This window comes from Nakamurella sp. PAMC28650 (assembly GCF_014303395.1).
Classification (GTDB): Bacteria; Actinomycetota; Actinomycetes; order Mycobacteriales; family Nakamurellaceae; genus Nakamurella.
The window spans coordinates 2,977,943-2,998,418 of record NZ_CP060298.1 but is presented as its reverse complement, the minus strand read 5'-3'; the positions used below and the strand labels follow the sequence as shown (position 1 = coordinate 2,998,418).

Here is a 20,476-nt window from a genome sequence, read left to right as displayed (position 1 = left end):
GCGGAACGACGAGCTGGACGTTGATGGACTGCACCCACGCATTTTCGGTCAGCATCGGCATGACCTGATCTCCCAACGTACCAAAGCATCGGGAGCGGGCGACCGGGGAAACCAGACGGCGGAGGTCAGCGGTCAGGCCATCACGGCGAGAGCCTTGCCGGCCTGCTGGGCCGCGGCCAGCGCTTCCTCGTGCATGGCAGCGGCCATGTCTTTGAAGCCGTCCAGGGCGGGGTTGACACCGACGAGGGTGAAATCGCGTTCCACGACGGTCAACTCGGCTCCCCAGACGTCGGCGATGATGCGTCGCAGGTAGCCGGTGGAGTGATCCCACCCCTCGCGGGGGGTGCCGGCCCCATAAGCGCCGCCGCGCACCGTGCAGAGCACGACCTTCTTGCCTGCCAATGGAGGTGGCTCTCCGGCTGCGGCTCGGGGATCGGTGATGATCAGATCGATCCAGGTCTTGACGTGCTGCGAGACGCCGAAGTTGTAGAGCGGAACGGCCAGCACGACAGCATCGGCGGACAGCAACTCGTCCAGCAGCGTTGCAGCCAACGCAGCGGCGGCTCTCTGCTCCGGACTACGACCGGGTTCTGGAACGAACATGGCGCTGACCGCATGCGGCCAGGCATCGGCGGGCAGCACGTCGACGCCGATGTGCCGGCGCACGATCAGATCGCCGGGATGCACCGCCAGCCACTCCTCGACCACGATATCGGCGATTTCCCGGCCCGCAGAGCCCTCGACACGGATGCTGGCGTCCAACCGGAACAAGGCCATCAGGTTCTCTTCTCTACGAAACCGACTTGACGCCGATTGGCTTCAAGCTTGAACTCAGCATCAAGCAGTTCAAGCTTGAAGTCAATACTGGCCCGTTGCTCGTCCACGCCGGTACGCTGCCGAAATGTCTGCACCCGGCTCCGAGACCAGCCCGGAGCGCGCCGACGACGAACCGCCCTGGCTGTCTGACCACGAACGGGACACCTGGCTCGAGGTCGCGACCATCGCCCTCCAGCTGCCGGGCCTGTTGGATGCCCAACTTCAGCGGGACGCAGACCTGGGGCTGTTCGACTACATGGTCCTGTCCTGGCTGTCGATGGCCCCGAACCGCAGGATTCGGATGGGCGAACTGGCCCGGCTGGCGCGGGGATCGATGTCACGTCTCTCCAACGTCGTGAAACGGCTCGAAGAGCGAGGGTTGGTGGGACGGGCGCCCGACCCGACCAACGGCCGCTACACCATCGCGATGCTCACGGATGCCGGCCTGGCCAGGGTGGTGTCTGCCGCGCCCGGCCACGTCCGGGCCGTCCGGCGCTACGTTCTGGATCCCCTGACCACCGAGCAGACCACCGCCCTGCAGGAGATCGGCGGTCGTATCGCCGAACGCATGCGCGGCGGTCCCGACCAGGATGTCCCGGTCACGTCGTCCGCCGACGAACGGTAGCCGCCCCACTGAACACCGTTGGTGCCGATCGTGGCCTCCAACGCCCCGTCTTCGTCGGGAGTGCACCGCTTTCGCTCCCGACGACAGTTCGGATATGCCTACCTACTGGCGATGGTGAAGCCGCCGGGCAGGACCTCCACCAACGCGCCGGCACCGCCGGTGGAGCAGCGCTGCAGCACCCCGTTCCGGTCGTAGGCCCGCACGACGGTGGGACCCGAGCCCGGCACGACGATCCGGCGCAGCTGACTGCTGGCTGCGACGCTGCTCAGCAGCACGGTTCCGTGGCCACCCCCGTCGGTGATCAGCGTCGATATCATTGGGATCACCAGCAGCGCATCAAGATTGCCGTAGCCACCCACGGTGGTGGCGATGACGCTGGTCGCTTTCGCGGGCGCTGCCATCCGCAGATCTATCGGCAGTAGTTCGGTCGGCGAAGGGGCATTGCCCTGGGCTCCCACCGCACCGAACCGGACCCGTCCGAGCGCCCGGCCATCGGCGGTGAACCTGGTCTGCGCATTGGATCCCGGCGTCAGCTCGGCAATGGGCTGCACGAGTCGCGGCTGATCGGCCGCGGCCAGCGGCCAGGAGATGGCGCTGCCCGCCCCGGCCGCGACGAACGAGCCGCTCCACTGGGACTCACCGGTCCAGGCCGACGACGGGTTCCGCACCGAGGCATTCCCCTGCAGGACGCCGGTTTCCGCTTCGATCACCTTTTGGCCGTCCCGGGACACCAGATGGGAAGAGGCCCGTGCGATGGCGGCGAGATCCGGGTTGGCGTCCAGGACCTGCATGGTGAGCAGACCGTGGATCGTCGATTCCGCGCCGCTACCGCGGTTGACGGTGCCGCTCGCGGAGACGCCGTCGTTGGTGACGCCGGTGGAAGGGTCGTACACCGGTGTGTTGGCGGTGTTCTGGCCGAAGAACCAGCTAGCCGCGATGCCCGCGAGCGCCCGGATTCCCCGGCTGCCGGACGCCGTCGCCACCGCCAACAGGCTCTGCACCCTGGCATCCACTCCATAGGCGATCTGGGTGCCGTCCACCGGAATCGGGAGCCACCCGTTGTCCGGGCCGGTCGCCGTCAGCAGATGGGGGGTGAAGCCGGCAGCGTCGCCGACCGCTGGTCCCAGCAGTGACTTATCCTGCAACGCAGCCGATGCAGCAGCCAGTCCGGCCGGCATCTGGGCCCCCCAGGCGTGCCAGTCGGAGCGGGACAGAGCCCACGGCAACACGGCGCGGTAGGGCCAGGTCGTGGTGGTGCCGGCTGACATCTGCGCGACGCCTGCGGCCAATTGACCGAGCGCAATCCGGGCAGCACTACCGCCGACGGTCCTGGTTCCGATCGCCTCGACGTACGACGACAGACCAAGCATCGCCTCGGAGGAGGCGTCGGCGCCGTCGACGATCAGCCAGGCCGGGACCCTGATCCCGTGGATGATCTGATACTTGCCGTAGTCGGAAAGGACGTCGCGTTGCAGTGCACTCACCGCGAGATCCATCCGGCTCTGCAAGAACGCGGCGAACGGGGGGTCGGCGTCGCGGAAGGCGGCGGAACCTTCTCCGAACGCCCAGAGACTGCGGGCCAGCCAGTAGGAGGCCCCGGAGTCGGACGGGTTCGGCGAGTCCGCCGGTGTCGGCGAGGGGTTGAGGGTGCCGTCGGGCTGCATCCAGAGGACAGACTCGCCGGTGTGCGGCCCGGTCAGCGTCTGCAGGTAGGCCAGGCCACGCAACTGCTCGTAGGCTTCGGTTTTCGAGCTGATATCACCCGTCGCCTTCCACTGACGCAGATAGACGATGGCCGCCCGCGCGATGTCGTCGCCGTCGAACGAGCCCTGGCCCCAGTGCCCGGTGACCGGATCGAGCCCGCCACCACCGACCCGGGCGAAGGTGTTCCCGGGACGAGGGTCTGCGTAGACCCACAGCACGCCGACCGACGGCTCGGTGTCGAGTCGATAGGTGCTGTGGGCGGCCGTCACCGGCACCGTCACCCGGTCGGTCAGGAAATTCAGATGCGCCAGGTTGGTGAGCGGCGCGGCGGTCTGCCCGGCCTCGACCCCCGTCCGCCCGCTACTGCCCAGAGCGCCGGGCGGGTGGGCCTCTGCCGACGGCGTCAGGAACCCGGCGGCCAGTACGGCGGTCGCCGCGACCGCGACAACCTTACGACTCCAGCGACTTGCGGTGATCGTCATCATTCCTCCGAGCGGTCGAGTGTGGCCACACCGATCTGCGAATCAGCCATGCCGTAGAAGACGAAGGTCCTGCCGTCGATCTGCTCGATCGCCGTCGGGAAGACGACATTGGGTACCACGCCGTTGATCTCGGCCCCGATCGCAGGTGCCAGGAGGGGCTTCGCCGTCCTGGCCAGGACGACCGACGGATCCCCGGCCGACAGGATCATCGCGCCGGCGGCGTAGTGAGCGGCCTGCTGCTGGTCCACTCCCGGCACGAGGTCGCCCGACACCCCGTGGTGAATCAGCAACCAGCCCTCCGGGACGCGGATCGGAGGTGGCCCGGCGCCGATCTTCAGTGCCTCGAAGTCGTACTCCGGCATCGCCACGAGCCGATGGCTGCCGAGGTGGGTCATGGCGGCGACATTCTGGATCGCCGCTGCGACCGGGACGTAGGAGATCCAGATTCCCGGACGGTCATCCGTGACCCCGGTCGGCAGTGGCGACCCGGCGCCGGGCACGATCCAGTCCAGGTCCCACATCGGTCGGTGCAGGGCGGCGAAACACAGCTCGCCACCCGGTCCCGGGACCGGTTCCGGGAAGAAGACGACGTCCTTGTTCGGGATCAGATTCAGGTCGACGTGGAGCTGCTCCTGGTACTCGAAGTGCAGAGGGCCCAGCCGGTTCCACGTCAGCAGGTCCACCGACGTCGCCAGCGCCGGACGCGGACCGAGCGGACCGTAGGCCACATAGGTCATCAGGAACCTGCCCAGCATCGGGACGAAGGTGACCCGTGGATCCTCGACGCCGCTGTGGCTCGGACTCTGCTCCCAACCGGTTTCCGGTGCGAGCACCACTCCGAGTCGGGACACCCCGGTCGGAACACCGTCCACCAGGTCGATCGTGGCCAGACCGACCCGGGAGACGTTGCCGGCCGCGACCAGTCGGGGCAGAAGGTAGAGCTGTCCGTCCGGTCCACAGCCACTGGCCGGATTCAGCACCCCCTCCGCCTCGTGGGGGTTGCCAGGTTCCGGCGTCATCAGGGTACCGACCCGGCCGAGCGTATAGGGGACGGTCGTTCTGATGGATGAAACTTGTTCGGGCAGCACGTGGCTGGTCAAGGAACTATCCCTTCACACCTGATCCGAGATCGGTGGAGATGAACTTGCGTTGGAAGAGGACGAACAGGCCGACGGCCGGGACGGCGAGCACCACCGCCCCGGCCAGGATGGCCCCGAACGGGTTCGAGGCCGAAGCCGCGACGGTGGAGATGTAGTTGGCCAGGGACACCGCGAGGGGCTGCTTGCTCTGGTCCTTGGTGATCAGGAACGGCCACAGGAACTCGTTCCAGGGCCCGATGAAGGTCAACAGTACCGCGGTCAGCAGGGCAGGCCGGACCAACGGCAGGGCAATGGATCTCAGCACCCTCAGCTCGTTCGCCCCGTCGATCCGCGCGGCGTCGAACAGTTCCCCGGGCAGCTGCAGGAAGTACTGCCGGAAGATGAAAACCGCAGTCGAGTTGATCGCGTACGGCAAAATCATGCCGAGATAGTTGTCGGCAAGTCCGTAGGTGCGGGCGATGAGCACGTACAGCGGAATCATCAGCAACTGGAACGGCACCACCTGCATCAGCAGCATCGCACCGAAGACCGTTCCCTTGCCGCGAAAGTGCAGCAGCGCCAGTGCATAGCCCGCGAGCACCCCGAACACCATGGTGCAGAGCAGTACTCCCCCGGTGAAGATGCCGGAGTTCAGCAACGACCGCCACAGGTCGATGGATCCGTTGATCTGGGCGAAATTGTGTCCGGTGATGTTGGAGAGGCTGGGAAAGGCGCCCGCCAGCGTGGTGTCCGGTTCCTTCTGCAGCGAGCCGACGACCATGTAGTAGAAGGGGAACAGGAAGGCGAGTGCCCCTATCAGCAGGACGACCGTCGTCAGGATGCGACTGCCACGACCCGCCTTCCGCTTTGATCCCCTCGAGGTTTCCCGCAGCTCCTCGACCTGGGTTGGGCTCGTCATTTCTCCCCCTCGGTGAACCGTCGACCGATCAACGCGATGACCAGCACCACGATCACCAGCACCACCCCGATCGCGGCGGCAACGTCGGGCCTGCCCTGCTCGATGCCCTTCTGGTACATCAGCAGGACCGGCGAGGTCGACGCCTTGTCCGGTCCACCGCCAGAGGTGAGCAGGTAGGGCTCGGTGAACAGATTGGCACCGGTGACGATGGCCAACAGGACCACCAGACCGGTGGCCGGTCGGACTCCGGGAATCGTCACCGCGGTGAACGATCTCCATTTGCCCGCGCCGTCGGTGGCCGCAGACTCGTACAGCTCCTTCGGCACGTTCTGCAGAGCCGCCAGATAGAGCAGGATGAAGAATCCCAGCTGTTTCCAGGTCACGAAGATGGCGATCGTCGGCATGGCCCAGAACGAGTTCACCAGCCAGGACGGGCTGGGCGCCAACGGACCCAGCAGGGTGTTGACCAGTCCGCCGGAATTGAACAGGAACAGCCAGACGCCTACCACGGCCACGCTCGCCGTCACGTAGGGCACGTAGTAGGCGACCCGGAAGAAGGTTCGCCCGACGATCGCCTGGTTCAGTGCGGCGGCCAGTCCGAGCGACAGGACCACGGTCAGCGGCACGTTGATGATCAGGAAGACACCAACGTGCACAAACGAATTGAGCACGTCGGGGTCGCTGAGCGCCGCCTTGTAGTTAGTGAACCCGACGAACGGGTGCGGCACGCTGACCCTGGGTGCGGTAAAGAAGTAGTCGTGGAAGGACATCCACACCGCGAACCCCAGAGGGAATGCGAAGATCGCTCCGATGAAGACGGCATACGGTGCGGTGAGGGCGATCCCGATCGGCTGACGGCCGAAGACCCTGACCAGCAGCCGACCGTGGCGGGCCCTTTCCGTACCGTGATCCTGCGGATCCGGCCGGGCCGCGGGGGCCGCCGCCCGCTTGATGACAGGTGTTGTCATGGCTGCGCGCTCAGGACTGGCCGGCCAGCGCGTCGATCTTCGTCGCCGCCCCCGGCAGGGCCGCCCTGGGATCGGACTTGCCGAAGATCACCGAGGACGACCAGGCATCGCGGAAGGTCTGCCAGATCTCCACGGAGCTGGCCACGTTGGGCACCTCCACGGTACGGGCGGCCTGGTCGGCGAAGAGCTTGTAGTCCGGATTGGCCGTGAAGTAGGCGGCGTATGCGGTGGACAGGTCCTTGCGCAGCGGCATCTGCCCGGTCAGGGTCAGCAGCTGGGAATCCTGCGCAACGCTGGTGGAGAACTTCATGAACTCCCAAGCGGTACCGCGGTTCTGGCAACTCGCGTACATCGCGACATTCTTCGCGTCGGAGAAGGTGTGGGTCTGCGCCGCGGTGATGCCTTTCTCGGTGGGCACCGGGACGACACCCCAATCGACCTTGGCCTTGTAGTTGGCAATGGCCCATGGCCCGACGACAGCCATCGCGGCCACACCGGAGGCGAAGGAGTCGCCGTTGTAGGTCTCGGTACCAGCCAACTTCTTCGTGTACAGCGCCTGCCAGAAGGCGGCCACAGCCTGGCCGTCGGCGGTGTTGAACGTCGACTTCTTTTCTACCACCAACTGTGTCCCGCCGGTCTGGGCGGCGTACAGCGGGTAGAAGTCGAACCAGGACTGGTAGAACTCACTGCTGGGCGCCGGGTAGATCGCGTACTTCGAGGCTCCGGAGGAGACGATCTTCTGCGAGGTGGCCAGAAAATCCGCGTAGGTGTTCAGTGGCGGAGCGGTGGTGCTGATACCGGCCTTGGCGAAGATCTTCTTGTTGTAGAAGATCATCACCGGGTTCGACTTCCAGGGCAGCTGGTAGTAGTGACCGTCACTGGACCGGTACTGCTTGGCCAGATCGCCGGTCCGGGCGTCCACATAGGACGCGCCGTCGGCGAACGAGTTGAGATCGACCAGTCCGCCCTGCTTCTGGAATTGCGGGACGGCCGCCGGAGAGGTGTTGTAGATCAGACACGGCTCGGTGCCGGCGGTGATCGCCGCACCGATCACCTCTTCAGAGGATTTGCCGGCCGGAACCTCCTGGGCGGTCACGGTCTGGTCCGGATGGGCGGTGTTCCACGCGCTGACCAGCTGCTTGCCCCAGGTCACCTCCTGGGCGTTGTTGGAATACCAGATCTTGATAGGCCCGGTGGTGGCCGAGCCGGCGGCTGCGCCGGTACTGCTGCCGCCGCAGGCTGTCAGCGCGATGGATGCTACGAGTAGGCCGGCGACGGCCAACGCGGTGCGGTTCATGACGACTCCCTTGTCGTGTGTCTGTGTGGGCGTGCCCGGGCGAGCCCGGTGAGCAGATGTCGAGCTGCGTCCCGGGTCCGGCCGTGCGGTCGAAAACCCGGAGTCCACGGCCGGACCCGGAAGTGGACTCCGCGAGAACCTGTTGCGGCGCAGCAGGGTCAAGGAGGTGGTGCTGTTGATTCTCGGAGGACGAAGACCGCCGCCGGCAGTTCCACGTCGGCCACTGGATGTCCGGCCAGAAGCGAGATCAGGGTGTTGGCCGCGGCCTGGCCCCAACCGAACGCGTCGGTGCGGACGGTGGTGAGCGGTGGATGCAGGTGAGCGGACAGCTCCGAATCGTCGAATCCGACCACTGACAGCTCTTCGGGGATCCGCATGCCACGGCGATGGGCCTCGGCCATGCCGGCCATTGCCATCAGATCACTGGCGTACAGGATGGCTGTCGGCGGGTGGGAGCCGTCCAGGAGCGCGGCGGTGGCCCTTGCTCCCCCGGCCGCCGTGAAGTCGGCCTCGAGGTAGCGCCCCGGCGGCAAACGCGCAGCGGCCATGGCGTCGGACCACTCCTGCCGGCGGTGGTGGGAGTGCAGGTACTCGATGGGTCCGCCCACGTGTGCGATGTTGCGGTGTCCGAGGCCGATCAGGTGATCAACCGCTGCCCGGATACCCTGCGTGTCGTCGAGACAGACAGCAGGGGTCGGCGAGTCGAGTACCGGGCGGTTGAGAGTCACCGCGGGAAGACCCAGCTGGGCGAGTAGCGCAGGTCGCGGATCAGCGCTGCGGATGTCGGTCACGATCACGCCGTCGGCCCGGCCCCGGGAGAGATCGGTGTAGGCGGCACGTTCGGCACTGGCATCCGGGACAAAGCGCAGCATGAGTGCCATGTCGGCCGGCGCGATGACCTTCTCTACCCCCGCGATGAAGGGCGGGAAGAACGAATCGGCACGCAACATCTCCGGCTGCCGGGCGAGGACGAGCCCGATGGCCGAGGCCTTCGAGGAGGACAGTGCCCGGGCCGTCCGATTCGGCCGGAAACCCAGATCGTCGACCGCTTGGAGGATGCGCGATCTGGCGTCGGCCGAAACACCGGGCCGATCGTTCAGCACGAAGGAGACGAGCGTCTTGGAGACCCCGGCGCGCGCGGCAACGTCGGAAATGGTCGGCTGCCCGCTCACCTGGTTTCCTTTCGCTGTCGAATGGTGAACAGAACTAAACCGGTTTAGACAGACGTTGTCAAGGGGGCCGAACGGGTGGTGCGACGCGTATGACGACATGCGCCGGCGGTCAGTGCGCCTACCCCACCGAAAGCTCCAGTGCGCCGGCCGTTCGACAGACATGATGAATGGCCAGCAGTTGCCGAACGCAAACACGACTGGCCCGGTCTCTTAAAAAGGTTCTACGACAACGCAAACAGATCGGCGGCGACGTCGAGAGATTTCTTGGGATGTCCGGTGTGAGGGGGTTGGCCTGTCCGCCGCGTACGGCGGGGCACCGATCATCGAGAAGCAAACCCAGAGACCCGAGCCTGGGACACTGCCCGGTCGGCCCGACACTGCCTTCCGCGATGCATTGAGGCCGAACTCAACACGCAGCAAACGTCGTCGTCCACAACCGGACCACCATCGCGCAATCTGGTGAATCATGGACTCGTGAGCAGACCACGATGACGACGATCCTGGTGGTCGACGACGACCCGACCGTTCGCGAAGTGGTGTCCCGCTACCTCAGCCGCGACGGCCATCAGGTGATGGAGCGGTCCAACGGGGTCGACGGGCTGTACGCCGCGCTGAGCGAAAGCCCCGATCTGGTGGTGCTCGACCTGATGATGCCGGGGATGAACGGCCTTGCCGTCTGCCGGGAACTACGGCGGCACTCTGCGGTACCGGTGATCATGCTGACCGCCCTCGGGGAGGAATCCGACCGGGTGGTCGGGCTCGAATACGGCGCGGACGACTACGTGACCAAACCATTCAGCCCGCGAGAACTGGCTCTGCGGGTGGCCGGGGTGCTCCGCCGCTCCCGTCACGACCACATGCCGGCACCGGTTTCCCCGGCCCCGGTCGGAGCGACCGTCGACGGCGATCTGCGGATCGACGCGGCGGCCCGTTCCGTCACCAGGGGCGGCACCGCGCTGCAGCTGACCGTTCGCGAGTTCGACCTGCTGACGTTCTTCCTGGCCCATCGCGGTCAGGTATTCTCGAGATCCGAGTTGATGGAGCGGGTCTGGGGCTGGACCTTCGGCGACGAGTCGACCGTCACCGTTCACGTCCGCCGGTTGCGGGAGAAGATCGAGCCCGATCCGGCCAACCCACGCCGGGTGGTCACGGTGTGGGGCGTCGGCTACCGATACGACGAGACAAGCTAGCCGTGTGGACCGACGCCCTGCAGGGCGTGCCCGCGGTGAACGGGGTACCTCTCGTCGTCATCGTCTTCGGCCTAGTTCCATCACCAGTGCAAGCACCATGGTCTGCGTTGCACAGGGGTTCCGGACCACCTCGAAATCAGACAGATTCGTACTTCGGATTCCTCCTGATCCATCGTCTCGCCCCCTGCGGGGCGCCGGTCAGGAGGTCTCGGCCCCGGGCAGCAACTGGGTCTGCTCCAGCGTGTAGTACAGGGCCAGGGCGCCGATGGCGATCAACGTCAGCGGCGGCCACAGGAGCCCGGCGGCGGTCGCGATGGGGTAGGCAATCGTGCCGAGGCCGAATCGGCGCACCGCTCGTCGGCCGACGCCGGGTCCGACCGGGCTGGCCAGCAGATCGTGATGCACGATACGGCTCAGCATGGCGGTGAAACTCACTGCCATTCCGATGTTCGAGACCCCGTACAACAGGACCGCCCATCGAGCGTCAGGGCCTCCGCCGGGCAGGAATTTCGCCAGGGTAGAAGTCGTGAACGGCAGCGTGGTCACGAACATCAGCAGGGCCAGGTTCTCGAACAGCAGTACCCGGTCCACCTCGGTGACCAGCGTGAACAGCCCATGATGATTGACCCAGATCACGCCGATGACGAAAAAGCTCACGAGAAAGGCAGCGAAATTGGGCCAGTTGCGACGGAGTTGACCCGCCAGAGACCCCTCGGTGGCCTCCACATGCAGGTCCAGTACCAGCAAGGTGATCGCCACGGCCAGGACACCATCGCTGAACGCCTCCGTGCGGCCCTTGTCCATGAGCGCAATTGTGCCAAAGCATGGATTGCCCGTCACCTCGACGTCCGCGCCAGACCCGGGCCCGGGCAGAGCAGCCCTTTCAGCCGATGTGGCAGTGGCTCATGGCGACGAGCGCCAGAGTGCGTGTGGTGGTGAGGACCTCATCGATGCGGACCGTCTCTCTCGGTCCATGGGCCAGCGCTGCATCTCCGGGTCCGTAGTGCACGGTCGGGACCTGACCGATTCCGTTCATGAGGCGGAGGTCGCTACCGTAGGGGGCACCCCAGGTTTGCTGCTGGTGTGATGAAACGGTGGCGTGGGCCCGGCGGAGTGCGGCCACGATCGGAGCGTCGGCCTCGGTCCGCCCCGGCAGGAATTGCCCGCCCCACCATTGGATGGCGACGGGGTGATCCCGGAGCCAGGGGTCTCGGTCGCAGGCTTCCTGCAGGGCGGTGGCGAACTGGGCTCGGGCGTGCTCGGCGGCTTCTTCCAGTGCCACGCCGTATCTGCCTTCGGCGACGAGCAGGTCCGGGACGGAGGAGGACCAGTCGCCGGCGTGCACCCGCCCGATCTCGATCGGGTAGGCGATGTCCCACCGGCCCATCAACGGGTCGACGGTGTGGTTGCGCTGGGCTTCGAGTCGGCGCAGGGCTTGGAAGATGGGAATGAATTTCTCGATGGCGCTGGTGCCGGTGGTGCGGCGGGAAGCATGCGCCGCATGGCCTTTGACGGTGAGTCGGAAGGTCAACGATCCGGCGTTGGCCGGAACGATGTCAAGGGAGGTGGGTTCGGGGATCACGCAGGCATCTGCCCGCCAACCCCGGTGCAGGCTGGCGTAGGTGCCCAGGCCGCCATCCTCCTCACCCTGGACGCTGGCCAGGAGCAGGTCCCCGCGCAGCGGTACCTCCAGCGCCGTGAGCGCCTTCACGGCCCACATGGCTGCAACAACGCCGCCTTTCATGTCGCAGGCGCCGCGGCCGGCGACCGAGTTTCGCCCGACTGCGCCGGCGAACGGGCTCATCGTTCCCCACGCGTCCAGGTTGCCGGCCGGGACGACGTCGATGTGTACGTTGAGCATCAGCGACGGCCCGCCGCCGGCGCCGTGGGCGACCCCGACCAGGCCCCAGGCTTCGCTGCGGTCGACCTCCACACCGGGGAAGTCGGCAGCCGCGAGGGTTTCCGGGAGGGGGATCTGCCAGTGGTCGACCTCGAGCCCGAGACCGGTGAACTGGCCGGCCATGTGGTCCTGGATGGAATTTTCCTCCGCGGATCCGGAGATGCTGGGTGTTCTGACCAAACTCGACAGGGAGGCGACGATTTCCTGGGTGTGGTCGTCGATGTAGTCCAGCACTCGTGGACGCCACAGTTGCTCGGCGCTGTCAGCGGCCGTCGTCGGGCTCATCCGTTGTCACCTTTCGTCACGACTTCCATTCTCGGGTGGCGACGGGACACCGCCCGGGCCATGGCATCCAGCCGCTGCTGCAGTTGCAGTCGGGTCCTGCGCTGCGCCCGGCGCAGGCTCGCGGTCAACCACGGTCCGTCGGGTCGGGCGCCGGGTTGGCCGGTGAGGGTGGCGATCTCCGACCAGAAGTTGACCACCGGGCTCAGATGGCTGGCGTACGCCCAGGTGCGGGTGAGCGCGGCCAATTCGTGACGGGCCAGATGATCTCCGAAGGCCGCTGCACCCAGGAATGGAACCAGCTCGTGGTGACCGACGGACTGCAGGGCCTTGACGGCGCCGGCCCGGTCGCCGTCAGCCAGCGCCGTGATCGCAGAGTTGATGGCGTGCAGATCCCCGTCGGTCTGTTCGTGGGGGTGGCTCACCGCCGATGCGGCGTCCAGGGCGAACTGGCTCTTCCCGATGCGGGTGAAAGCGCTGCGGCCCTTGGCCTCGGCATGATCGGCGGCGGCCCTCTGCAGGGCGGCGTGTGCCTGATCGATGGCGACCGCGGCCAGCTGGCGGGCGCGGGCACGGTGGTCCAGAATGCTGTCCGGGTCGTGGTCGGCGTCCAGCAGCAGCAACGCGTAGAGCTTGGCCTGGGCGGCCAGGATGTCGAAGTCCAGCAGGTCGATGGTGTCGAACTGGGTGTGGTAGTTGCTGCGGCCGAACGACTTCTCCCAGGCGTAGCAGGCGACGCCCGGAATTCCGGCGAGCAGGAACGGCCACTGCTCGGTCCCGGCGACCGGCGGAGCCACCCGCCACCCGGTGGGTGCCCACCCGGCGAGGGCGGCGGTCCGTCCGACCCTGCGGGCCCACGCGGCGAGTTCCACCGGTGCCTCGATCACCGAACGCAGACTTCGGTGGCCGGTGGCCTCGACGCACAGGTGGAACGGCGACTCCGTACTCCACTGCGGATGGGTGGTGTTGACCTGACCCCAGGCGCCGATGCACCAGTCGAACAGGCTCCCGGTGATCCCGTACTCCTCCGCCGTGCGGCTGGTGAAACAGATGCGGTGCCTCGGGCGATGACCCGAGGTGACCAGGGCTCTGGCCATGCCGAGCATGGCTGCGACACCGCTCGTGTTGTCGAAGGCACCCTGGAACCACGCGTCGTGATGGGCTCCGACGACGATCGGGCCGGGCAAGTCCCCCGGTAGGTACCCGACGACATTGGCGCCCCGCGAACGCGGCGACACCTGCGCCTGCAGGGTCATCGTCGCCGACACCGCAGACGTCTTGATGGCCTGGCGCAACCGGGCAGCGTCTTCCTTGCTGATCAACACCATCGGCGGCGCCCCGGCGGGCCAGTGAGAGTCGAAACCGCCCAGCGCGTCAGCGGTTCCGTACCACGGTCCCCGCGCGGGGCAATTCAGGATGACCCCGGCGACGCCGCGCCGCGCCAACTCGAGAACCACGGCTGACGGGTGGATCCCGGGGTGCCGCCAGTCCAGCAGCACCAGCGCGCCGTCCAGCTCCAGGGGATCCACCACCGTGCGTCGTCCGTCGCCGATATCGACCACGGGCGCGGTGACGCCCCCTGGAACGGTCGGCGGCACCCCGCCGAAACTGACGGCCCGATAGCTGGCGGAGCCGACCGGCTCCTCGGTATTCGTGACCTGGACGCCGGCGGACAGGAACCTCCACGCGTCGACCTCCACGGGTTCGACTGCGACGTCGACCAACCCGATCGCGCGCATCTGGCCGGCGACGAATTCTGCGACCGCGAAATCTTCGGGGGTGCCGGTCGTGCGGAACCCCAACGGGCTCGACCCGATCCCGGTCAGCGCAAGGACGACGCCCCGAAGATACCCGGGGTCGATGTCCAACCCCGCCACCACGGCTACTGCGCGGGGGTCGACACCGGGACGTGGGCTCATCCCGAGCTCCGCCCGTCGATGGGTGGGAGCGCGGCACCAACGGGCCGGCCGTCGCCGAAGACCGATTCGATTTCCTGGTGTTCGGGTGCGTGATCGGGCAGCGTGTCGGCCCAGACGCTGACGCACTCGACATCGCCGATGGTGGTGAAGGTGTGCGGCTGGTTGCTGACGAACCAGATCCCGTCACCGGCGTCCAGTCGGTGGGTCTGCTCCCCGACCAGCACCTGCATGGCTCCGCTGATCACCACCCCGGCCTCCTCGCCGGCATGGGAGACCGGCTCGCGGACTGCGCCGTCGCCGGGTTGCAGATACAGGTAGAACAGGTCGAGCTTGCGACGGGAACTGCGGGCGATGGCCTCGTAGCGGGCCCGGTCCTGGACGACGACAATTCTTCCGCCGGCCGGGGTGACGTCCAGATTCTCGGTCTCCTGCTGGGCGAAGAAGTCGAACAACGACGCGTTCAGCGCCCGGCCCAGGCTCCACAAGGTGCCCAGCGAAGGCTCGGCCCTGCCGGTCTCGAACTGGCTCAACGCCGACACCGTCACTCCCACCTGGGCGCTCAGAGCGGCCAAGGTCAACCTCTCGCGCTGCCGCAACTCCCGGAGCAACCGGCCCAGCGCCAGCCGGGTCGGGACATCCAAACTGGCCACACGCCCACCCTTCCACCCGCGAAGGCCGCGACCTGATCTCGTCGAATTCCAGTGCTACTTGAATCGCTACAGTAGCGCTTCGATTTCGTCTGTCAAGACCCGGGTGGTCGTCGGTCGCCGCGGTCGGTGCACTGCGGTCTATCCGCGGTGGCGCCGAAACATTCGGCTGAACGGATCGTACTTGCGATCGACCACCCGCTCCTTCAACGGGATGATCCCGTTGTCGGTGATCTTGATGTGTTCCGGGCAGACCTCCGAACAGCACTTGGTGATGTTGCAGAGCCCGAGACCGTGCTGCTCCTGAGCCGCGACCTGTCGGTCCGCAGAATCCAGCGGATGCATGTCCAACTCGGCCAGGCGAATGAAGAACCGGGGGCCGGCGTAGGCCTGCTTGTTGTCCTCGTGGTCACGAATGACGTGACACACGTCCTGGCACAGGAAGCACTCGATGCACTTGCGGAATTCCTGACTCCGCTCGACGTCGACCTGTGCCATCCGGTAGTCACCCGGAGCCAACTCCGGCGGTGGAGAGAATGACGGGATGGAGCGGGCTTTCACGTAGTTGTACGACACATCGGTGACCAGATCCCGGATCACCGGGAAGGTCCGCATCGGCGTCACCGTCACGGTTTCCTGCGCGGTGTAGCTCGACATCCTGGTCATGCACATCAATCTGGGACGGCCATTGATCTCGGCCGAACAAGAGCCGCACTTGCCGGCCTTGCAGTTCCAACGGACCGCAAGATCGCCGGCCTGGGTGGCCTGGATCCGGTGGATGACATCCAGCACCACCTCACCTTCGTTCACCTCCACCAGGTACTCCCGGAGTTCGCCGCCTTCGACGTCCCCCCTCCACACCCTGAACTTCCCCAGATATGACATCGATCAGTGTCCTTCCGGGGCGCCCGCGCCATCGGTTGCGGCAGTCGCGCCGCCGAGGTCGGCCAGTTCGGCCGTGGTGAAGTACTTGCCCAGTTCTCCGGCATCAAACAGCCCCAGCAGGTCGGGCCGGACCGCAGGCTGCTCGACATCATCGATGTGCACGCCGCCGTCGACGATGGAACAGACCAGTAGACGGCGCCGCCAATCCGGCGACATCCCCGGGTGGTCCTCTCGCGTGTGACCGCCCCGGCTCTCGGTGCGCTGCAGCGCCGCTGCTGCCACACAGCGGCTGACCAGCAGCATGTTCTGCAGGTCAAGGGCCAGGTGCCAACCGGGATTGAACTGCCGGTGCCCCTCGACGGCTACCTGGCGCGCCCGGACATCCAGCGCATCCAGTTTCTCCAGGGCCTGCTCGATCTCGCCCTCGCGGCGAATGATGCCGACCAGGTCGTTCATCACCTGCTGCAGATCGGCATGGATGGTGTACGGGTTCTCGCCGCCGGCCGGGCCGTCCTCCCGGAACGGGGCGAGCGCAGCCGCAGAGGCGGCCTCGATGTCGATATCGGCAATCTGCGGAACGTCGGCTCCCAGAGTGTCGACGTAGGCTGCGGCGCCCAGGCCCGCCCGACGCCCGAACACCAGCAGATCCGACAACGAATTGCCACCCAGTCGATTCGACCCGTGCATTCCGCCGGAACATTCCCCGGCGGCGAACAGCCCGGGGACCGACGAGGCCCCGGTGTCGGGGTCGACCTCCACGCCGCCCATCACGTAGTGACAGGTCGGGCCGACCTCCATGGCTTCGGCGGTGATGTCGACATCGGCCAGCTCGGAGAACTGGTGGTACATGCTGGGCAGCTTCTTGCGGATCTCCTCGCTGGACCGGCGGGAGGCGATGTCCAGGAACACTCCTCCGTGGGGAGTGCCGCGGCCGGCCTTCACCTCCGAGTTGATCGCCCGCGCGACCTCGTCACGGGGCAACAGTTCGGGCGGCCGGTGGTTGTGCTCGGGATCGGTGTACCAGCCGTCGGCTTCGGCTTCGGTGGTCGCGTACTGCGTCTTGAACACGTCCGGTATGTAGTCGAACATGAAGCGCTTGCCCTCGGAGTTCTTGAGGACGCCGCCGTCCCCACGGACCGACTCGGTGACCAGGATGCCCTTCACGCTCGGCGGCCACACCATCCCGGTCGGATGGAACTGGACGAACTCCATGTTGATCAGTCGCGCGCCGGCACGCAGTGCCAGCGCGTGGCCGTCACCGGTGTACTCCCAGGAGTTACTGGTGACCTTGAAGGACTTACCGATACCCCCGGTCGCGATGACCACTGCCGGTGCCTGGAAAACGCTGAACCTGCCGGTGTCCCGGAAATAGGCGAAGGCGCCGGCGATGGAGCCACCGGACAGGAGGAGATCAGTGACCGTACATTCGGCGTACACCTTCACCCTGGCTTCGAAATCGCCGAGCTCGCGCTCGTCCTCCTGCTGCAGGGAGACGATTTTCTGCTGCATGGTGCGAATGAGTTCCAGCCCGGTCCGATCACCGACGTGCGCCAGTCGGGGATATTCGTGACCACCGAAATTCCGCTGGCTGATCCGCCCGTCAGGCGTGCGATCGAACAGGGCTCCGTAGGTCTCCAGTTCCCACACCCGCTGTGGCGCCTCCTGGGCGTGCAACTCGGCCATCCGGGGGTTGTTGAGGAATTTCCCACCTCTCATGGTGTCCCGGAAATGCACCTGCCAATTGTCGTGGGAGTTGACGTTGCCCATGGCCGCCGCGATTCCACCCTCGGCCATCACGGTGTGCGCCTTGCCGAACAGCGACTTGCAGATGATGGCGACCCGCTTGCCCGACTCGCGGGCGGCGATGGCGGCCCGCAGACCCGCCCCACCGGCCCCGATCACGATCAGGTCGTAGCTGTATCGCTGCACCCCCGCCATCAGAGAACCCCCGTCATCAGAAGAATCTCACATCGACGATCGAGCCGCCCGCGACCAGTCGGACGTAAAGATCCGTGAAGGCCACCCAGCCGAGCGAGAGCCACGCGAACAGCATGTGACGCTCGTTCAACACCGAAAGCTTCGTCCACAGCCAGTACCGAACCGGATGCTGGGAGAAATGCCGGAGCCGACCGCCGATCAGGTGGCGGCAGGAGTGACAGGACAACGAATACAGCCACAGCAGCGTGGCGTTGACCAGCAGCACGACGGAGCCCAGGCCGGCGTGCAGCCAACGTCCGTCGTGATTTCGGAAGGAGATCACTGCGTCCCAGGTGAGGATCAGGTTGAAGATCAGCCCGAAGAAGAAGAAGTACCGATGGATGTTCTGCAGGATGAGCGGGAAACGCGTCTCACCGGTGTACTTCTGGTGTGGTTCGGGTACGCCGCACGCGGCGGGCGAGCGCCAGAAGGCCCGGTAGTAGGCCTTGCGGTAGTAGTAGCAGGTGAGTCTGAAGCCGAGCGGGAAGATCAGGATGAGGACCGCAGGCGACAAGGGCCACCAGGAACCGAAGATACCGACCGACGGCGCTCCGGTCGCCGTGCACGACACGGTCAGACATGGCGAGTAGAACGGCGAGATGTAGGGCTCGTAGAAGTAATTCTTGCCGATGAACGCAGCCCAGGTCGCGTAGAGGATGAAAGCCGACAATGCCAGCACGGTGATGAGCGGCGAACGCCACCAGCGGTCGGTTCGCAGAGTCGGCACGCCCATCAGCGCGCGTCCTGCGGCGCCCACACCCGCGGGCGAGCGATTGACCACGGTCACCCCACCTGACGTTCGTGCAGGCAGAGGGCCACCGTCGCGGGGGTCACCGATGATCGTGGTGTGGGCGCGGCATGTGGGGTGGAGCGTGTGGCGCATGGAAACCGCCGAGTCCCTCTTCATCGACGCCGCGCCACAGGGACTCGTCGTACGGTGTGTCGGAGATGATCTCCAGTTTCCGAACCGGCGGAAGGGCGTGCAACCCCGTGCAATCGCCCATGTCCAGCTCGATGCGTTCGACGTCGTTGCGGAGACGGCGCACCGCCGGTACGTCGCCCGCCTGCGTCGCGATCACCTGCACGGCGTGTGCCAACTGTTCCACCGCCAGGTGCAAGGCTGCGGTGTCCACTGAATCGGGCATCGGACTCGTCCTTTCGCTTCGCGGTCTGTCGGCCCTACTCCCGGCCGCGTGAGCTCGAATCCGCACCGCCACCGAGGTCGTCGCTGACCCGCCAGGCTCAAGTCTCACCCCCGGACACGTCCACAGCAAGCCGACACTTTGCAGAGGCATCGATGGACGACATTCCAGGCGTGTTCAAAAGCCTGCTCTGTGCCTGCGACACCGATGGATTGACGCTACAGGGACGAGGCTGTCCGAGAGTCGAACTTCGCGACCGGAACCGACAATGTCCATACCCCCCGGGACATCCCGCCTGTACCGATCAACCCGACGTACCCGAAACCCGCCACACTGTTGGAAGAGTTGGCAGTCAGGTCTGCTGCGGTGACGTCGGGGCTGACGAAGGTGATCGGCGCCGACAGGTCACGGCAGTCCCACACGTTGCGAGGCAAGTAGCCCGTACTGATCCGCAGGTGGGTGTAGCACTGGCCGTTGGTGGGAGCGAAGTCTGCGCCGGGCATGACGACCAACGTTTTCCAGGTCAGAACAGTGTTGGCCACGGAGATGGTCGCGCCGTGGCCGGCGGCGAGCGGTGCGGAGGCGGTGAACGGTGCGGCATTGCCATTGGCATCCGCAGCACTGGCGACGGAGATCGCGACCGGAGCAGCGGTGAGGGCAGCAGCCAGAACAGCCGTGAGCGCCCGGCGTTTCCCGGAGGAGCGTCCCGCACGGGCGGCGGTCGGCGGCTGGGCCGAGGACGGCCGCACCGGGGCGTAGGGGTGGATGGTGCGGCCGAGGCTGGCGATCATCTGGGGCTCCCGGTGCGATCGGTGTGGCAGGACGAAATCAGAGAGGTGCGCTAACCACCGAGAGTGAGTGATCGGTCACCACGGGTAGTCTACGACGCGAATGCCACTGACGTCGAGACGAAGTCGGAAGGCGAATGCTCCGTCAGGAGGACCCACAACGGTCGGAGTGACGGAACGGGCCTTCATTGGCTTTTGTGCCCGATTGCCGACCATTCCAATCCGGGAAACCGGTGTCGGCCTCGAGCCTGGAGCCGCGTCAGGAAGTGCATACATGGGAATGTCTCTGTTTCTGACCTTTCACTGAGTTTCGTAGAATCTGATTTTTCACCGATCACCCTCGGACCGCCGCCGATCGTGCTGTGGCTCGGCCCGGAGACCGGCTCCACATGCACCTCTGCCTTGCTCCCGGCGGTGCTGCCGCAGGACCTCGCGGAATCACTTCCCACCCTGCGCAATAGATGGGACACTTGGTTCCTGTCGGCCATCGACGAAGGGCGTCCAGAGATGACGGATCGTCCATCTGCGGTGCGAGTGGCAGCCATTGCAGGCTCGGTGCTGTTGCTGCTGCTGCTGATGGTGCTGGCCCTCGCCCTCCTGTTCGGCCCACTGGTCCAGGGTGGCCCACACCTGGGTTGAGCCTTCCGCCTGGCGACCCAGCACTCAGAACGGAGGAATTTTCAT

Annotated in this window: 19 protein-coding genes; 3 read left to right on the top strand and 16 right to left on the bottom strand. The window is 66.3% G+C overall.

The window, feature by feature from the left end:
* Positions 1-132 precede the first annotated feature (132 nt).
* On the bottom strand, positions 133-777 hold the full coding sequence (locus H7F38_RS13590; protein ID WP_187090378.1) for an FMN-dependent NADH-azoreductase: 645 nt from the start codon (positions 775-777) through the stop codon (positions 133-135).
* Between the two features lie 124 nt (positions 778-901).
* On the opposite strand from H7F38_RS13590, the gene H7F38_RS13585 reads away from it, so the two are divergent.
* Positions 902-1,441, top strand: a complete 540-nt coding sequence (locus tag H7F38_RS13585; RefSeq protein ID WP_187090377.1) for a MarR family winged helix-turn-helix transcriptional regulator — start codon at positions 902-904, stop codon at positions 1,439-1,441.
* Positions 1,442-1,539: 98 nt separating this feature from the next.
* Here the strand turns inward: H7F38_RS13585 and H7F38_RS13580 are convergent, their stop codons facing one another.
* The 6 genes from H7F38_RS13580 to H7F38_RS13555 form a co-directional block, all read right to left on the bottom strand.
* Positions 1,540-3,627 (bottom strand): hypothetical protein, encoded by a 2,088-nt coding sequence (locus H7F38_RS13580; RefSeq protein WP_187090376.1) that lies wholly within the window; start codon positions 3,625-3,627, stop codon positions 1,540-1,542.
* Positions 3,627-4,646 carry a glycosidase gene (locus H7F38_RS13575; protein WP_187090375.1) on the bottom strand — a complete coding sequence of 340 codons (1,020 nt, stop codon included), beginning with the start codon at positions 4,644-4,646 and terminating at the stop codon, positions 3,627-3,629. The genes H7F38_RS13580 and H7F38_RS13575 overlap by 1 nt, the downstream gene beginning before the upstream one ends.
* An 85-nt stretch (positions 4,647-4,731) precedes the next feature.
* Positions 4,732-5,625 carry a carbohydrate ABC transporter permease gene (locus H7F38_RS13570; RefSeq protein WP_187090374.1) on the bottom strand — a complete coding sequence of 298 codons (894 nt, stop codon included), beginning with the start codon at positions 5,623-5,625 and terminating at the stop codon, positions 4,732-4,734.
* Positions 5,622-6,593 carry a carbohydrate ABC transporter permease gene (locus H7F38_RS13565; RefSeq protein ID WP_187090373.1) on the bottom strand — a complete coding sequence of 324 codons (972 nt, stop codon included), beginning with the start codon at positions 6,591-6,593 and terminating at the stop codon, positions 5,622-5,624. The genes H7F38_RS13570 and H7F38_RS13565 overlap by 4 nt, the downstream gene beginning before the upstream one ends.
* Positions 6,594-6,603: 10 nt before the next feature.
* The gene (locus H7F38_RS13560) at positions 6,604-7,890 is read right to left on the bottom strand and encodes an extracellular solute-binding protein (protein ID WP_187090372.1); all 1,287 of its coding nucleotides are present in this window, start codon (positions 7,888-7,890) and stop codon (positions 6,604-6,606) included.
* Positions 7,891-8,048: 158 nt separating this feature from the next.
* Complete coding sequence (locus H7F38_RS13555; protein WP_222618049.1) at positions 8,049-9,062, bottom strand: LacI family DNA-binding transcriptional regulator; 1,014 nt, start codon at positions 9,060-9,062, stop codon at positions 8,049-8,051.
* Between the two features lie 488 nt (positions 9,063-9,550).
* Here H7F38_RS13555 and H7F38_RS13550 point away from each other — a divergent pair, with 488 nt between their 5' ends.
* A complete protein-coding gene (locus H7F38_RS13550) occupies positions 9,551-10,252 on the top strand; it encodes a response regulator transcription factor (protein WP_187090370.1) in 702 nt (233 codons plus the stop codon).
* Positions 10,253-10,450: 198 nt separating this feature from the next.
* Here H7F38_RS13550 and H7F38_RS13545 read toward each other — a convergent pair whose 3' ends face one another.
* From H7F38_RS13545 to H7F38_RS13505, 9 genes are all read right to left on the bottom strand, one after another.
* Entirely contained in the window at positions 10,451-11,056 is a 606-nt protein-coding gene (locus H7F38_RS13545; RefSeq protein WP_187090369.1) for a TMEM175 family protein, read from the bottom strand.
* Positions 11,057-11,135: 79 nt separating this feature from the next.
* Positions 11,136-12,437 carry an ArgE/DapE family deacylase gene (locus tag H7F38_RS13540; RefSeq protein ID WP_187090368.1) on the bottom strand — a complete coding sequence of 434 codons (1,302 nt, stop codon included), beginning with the start codon at positions 12,435-12,437 and terminating at the stop codon, positions 11,136-11,138.
* Positions 12,434-14,353 carry a M28 family peptidase gene (locus H7F38_RS13535; protein WP_187090367.1) on the bottom strand — a complete coding sequence of 640 codons (1,920 nt, stop codon included), beginning with the start codon at positions 14,351-14,353 and terminating at the stop codon, positions 12,434-12,436. The genes H7F38_RS13540 and H7F38_RS13535 overlap by 4 nt, the downstream gene beginning before the upstream one ends.
* Positions 14,350-15,003, bottom strand: coding sequence for a helix-turn-helix domain-containing protein (locus H7F38_RS13530; protein ID WP_187090366.1), 654 nt, complete (start codon positions 15,001-15,003; stop codon positions 14,350-14,352). Before H7F38_RS13530 ends, H7F38_RS13535 begins: the two co-directional genes overlap by 4 nt.
* A gap of 138 nt (positions 15,004-15,141) precedes the next feature.
* On the bottom strand, positions 15,142-15,885 hold the full coding sequence (locus tag H7F38_RS13525; protein WP_187090365.1) for a succinate dehydrogenase/fumarate reductase iron-sulfur subunit: 744 nt from the start codon (positions 15,883-15,885) through the stop codon (positions 15,142-15,144).
* A gap of 3 nt (positions 15,886-15,888) precedes the next feature.
* Positions 15,889-17,823, bottom strand: coding sequence for a fumarate reductase/succinate dehydrogenase flavoprotein subunit (locus tag H7F38_RS13520; RefSeq protein WP_187090364.1), 1,935 nt, complete (start codon positions 17,821-17,823; stop codon positions 15,889-15,891).
* Positions 17,824-17,839: 16 nt separating this feature from the next.
* Positions 17,840-18,595: a hypothetical protein gene (locus H7F38_RS13515; protein WP_222618048.1), complete on the bottom strand. Its 756-nt coding sequence runs from the start codon at positions 18,593-18,595 to the stop codon at positions 17,840-17,842.
* A 97-nt stretch (positions 18,596-18,692) separates the two neighbouring features.
* Positions 18,693-19,007, bottom strand: a complete 315-nt coding sequence (locus tag H7F38_RS13510) for a hypothetical protein (protein ID WP_187090363.1) — start codon at positions 19,005-19,007, stop codon at positions 18,693-18,695.
* A 215-nt stretch (positions 19,008-19,222) separates the two neighbouring features.
* Complete coding sequence (locus H7F38_RS13505; protein ID WP_187090362.1) at positions 19,223-19,795, bottom strand: hypothetical protein; 573 nt, start codon at positions 19,793-19,795, stop codon at positions 19,223-19,225.
* A 504-nt stretch (positions 19,796-20,299) separates the two neighbouring features.
* On the opposite strand from H7F38_RS13505, the gene H7F38_RS26040 reads away from it, so the two are divergent.
* On the top strand, positions 20,300-20,431 hold the full coding sequence (locus H7F38_RS26040) for a hypothetical protein (protein WP_255497969.1): 132 nt from the start codon (positions 20,300-20,302) through the stop codon (positions 20,429-20,431).
* Positions 20,432-20,476 lie beyond the last annotated feature (45 nt).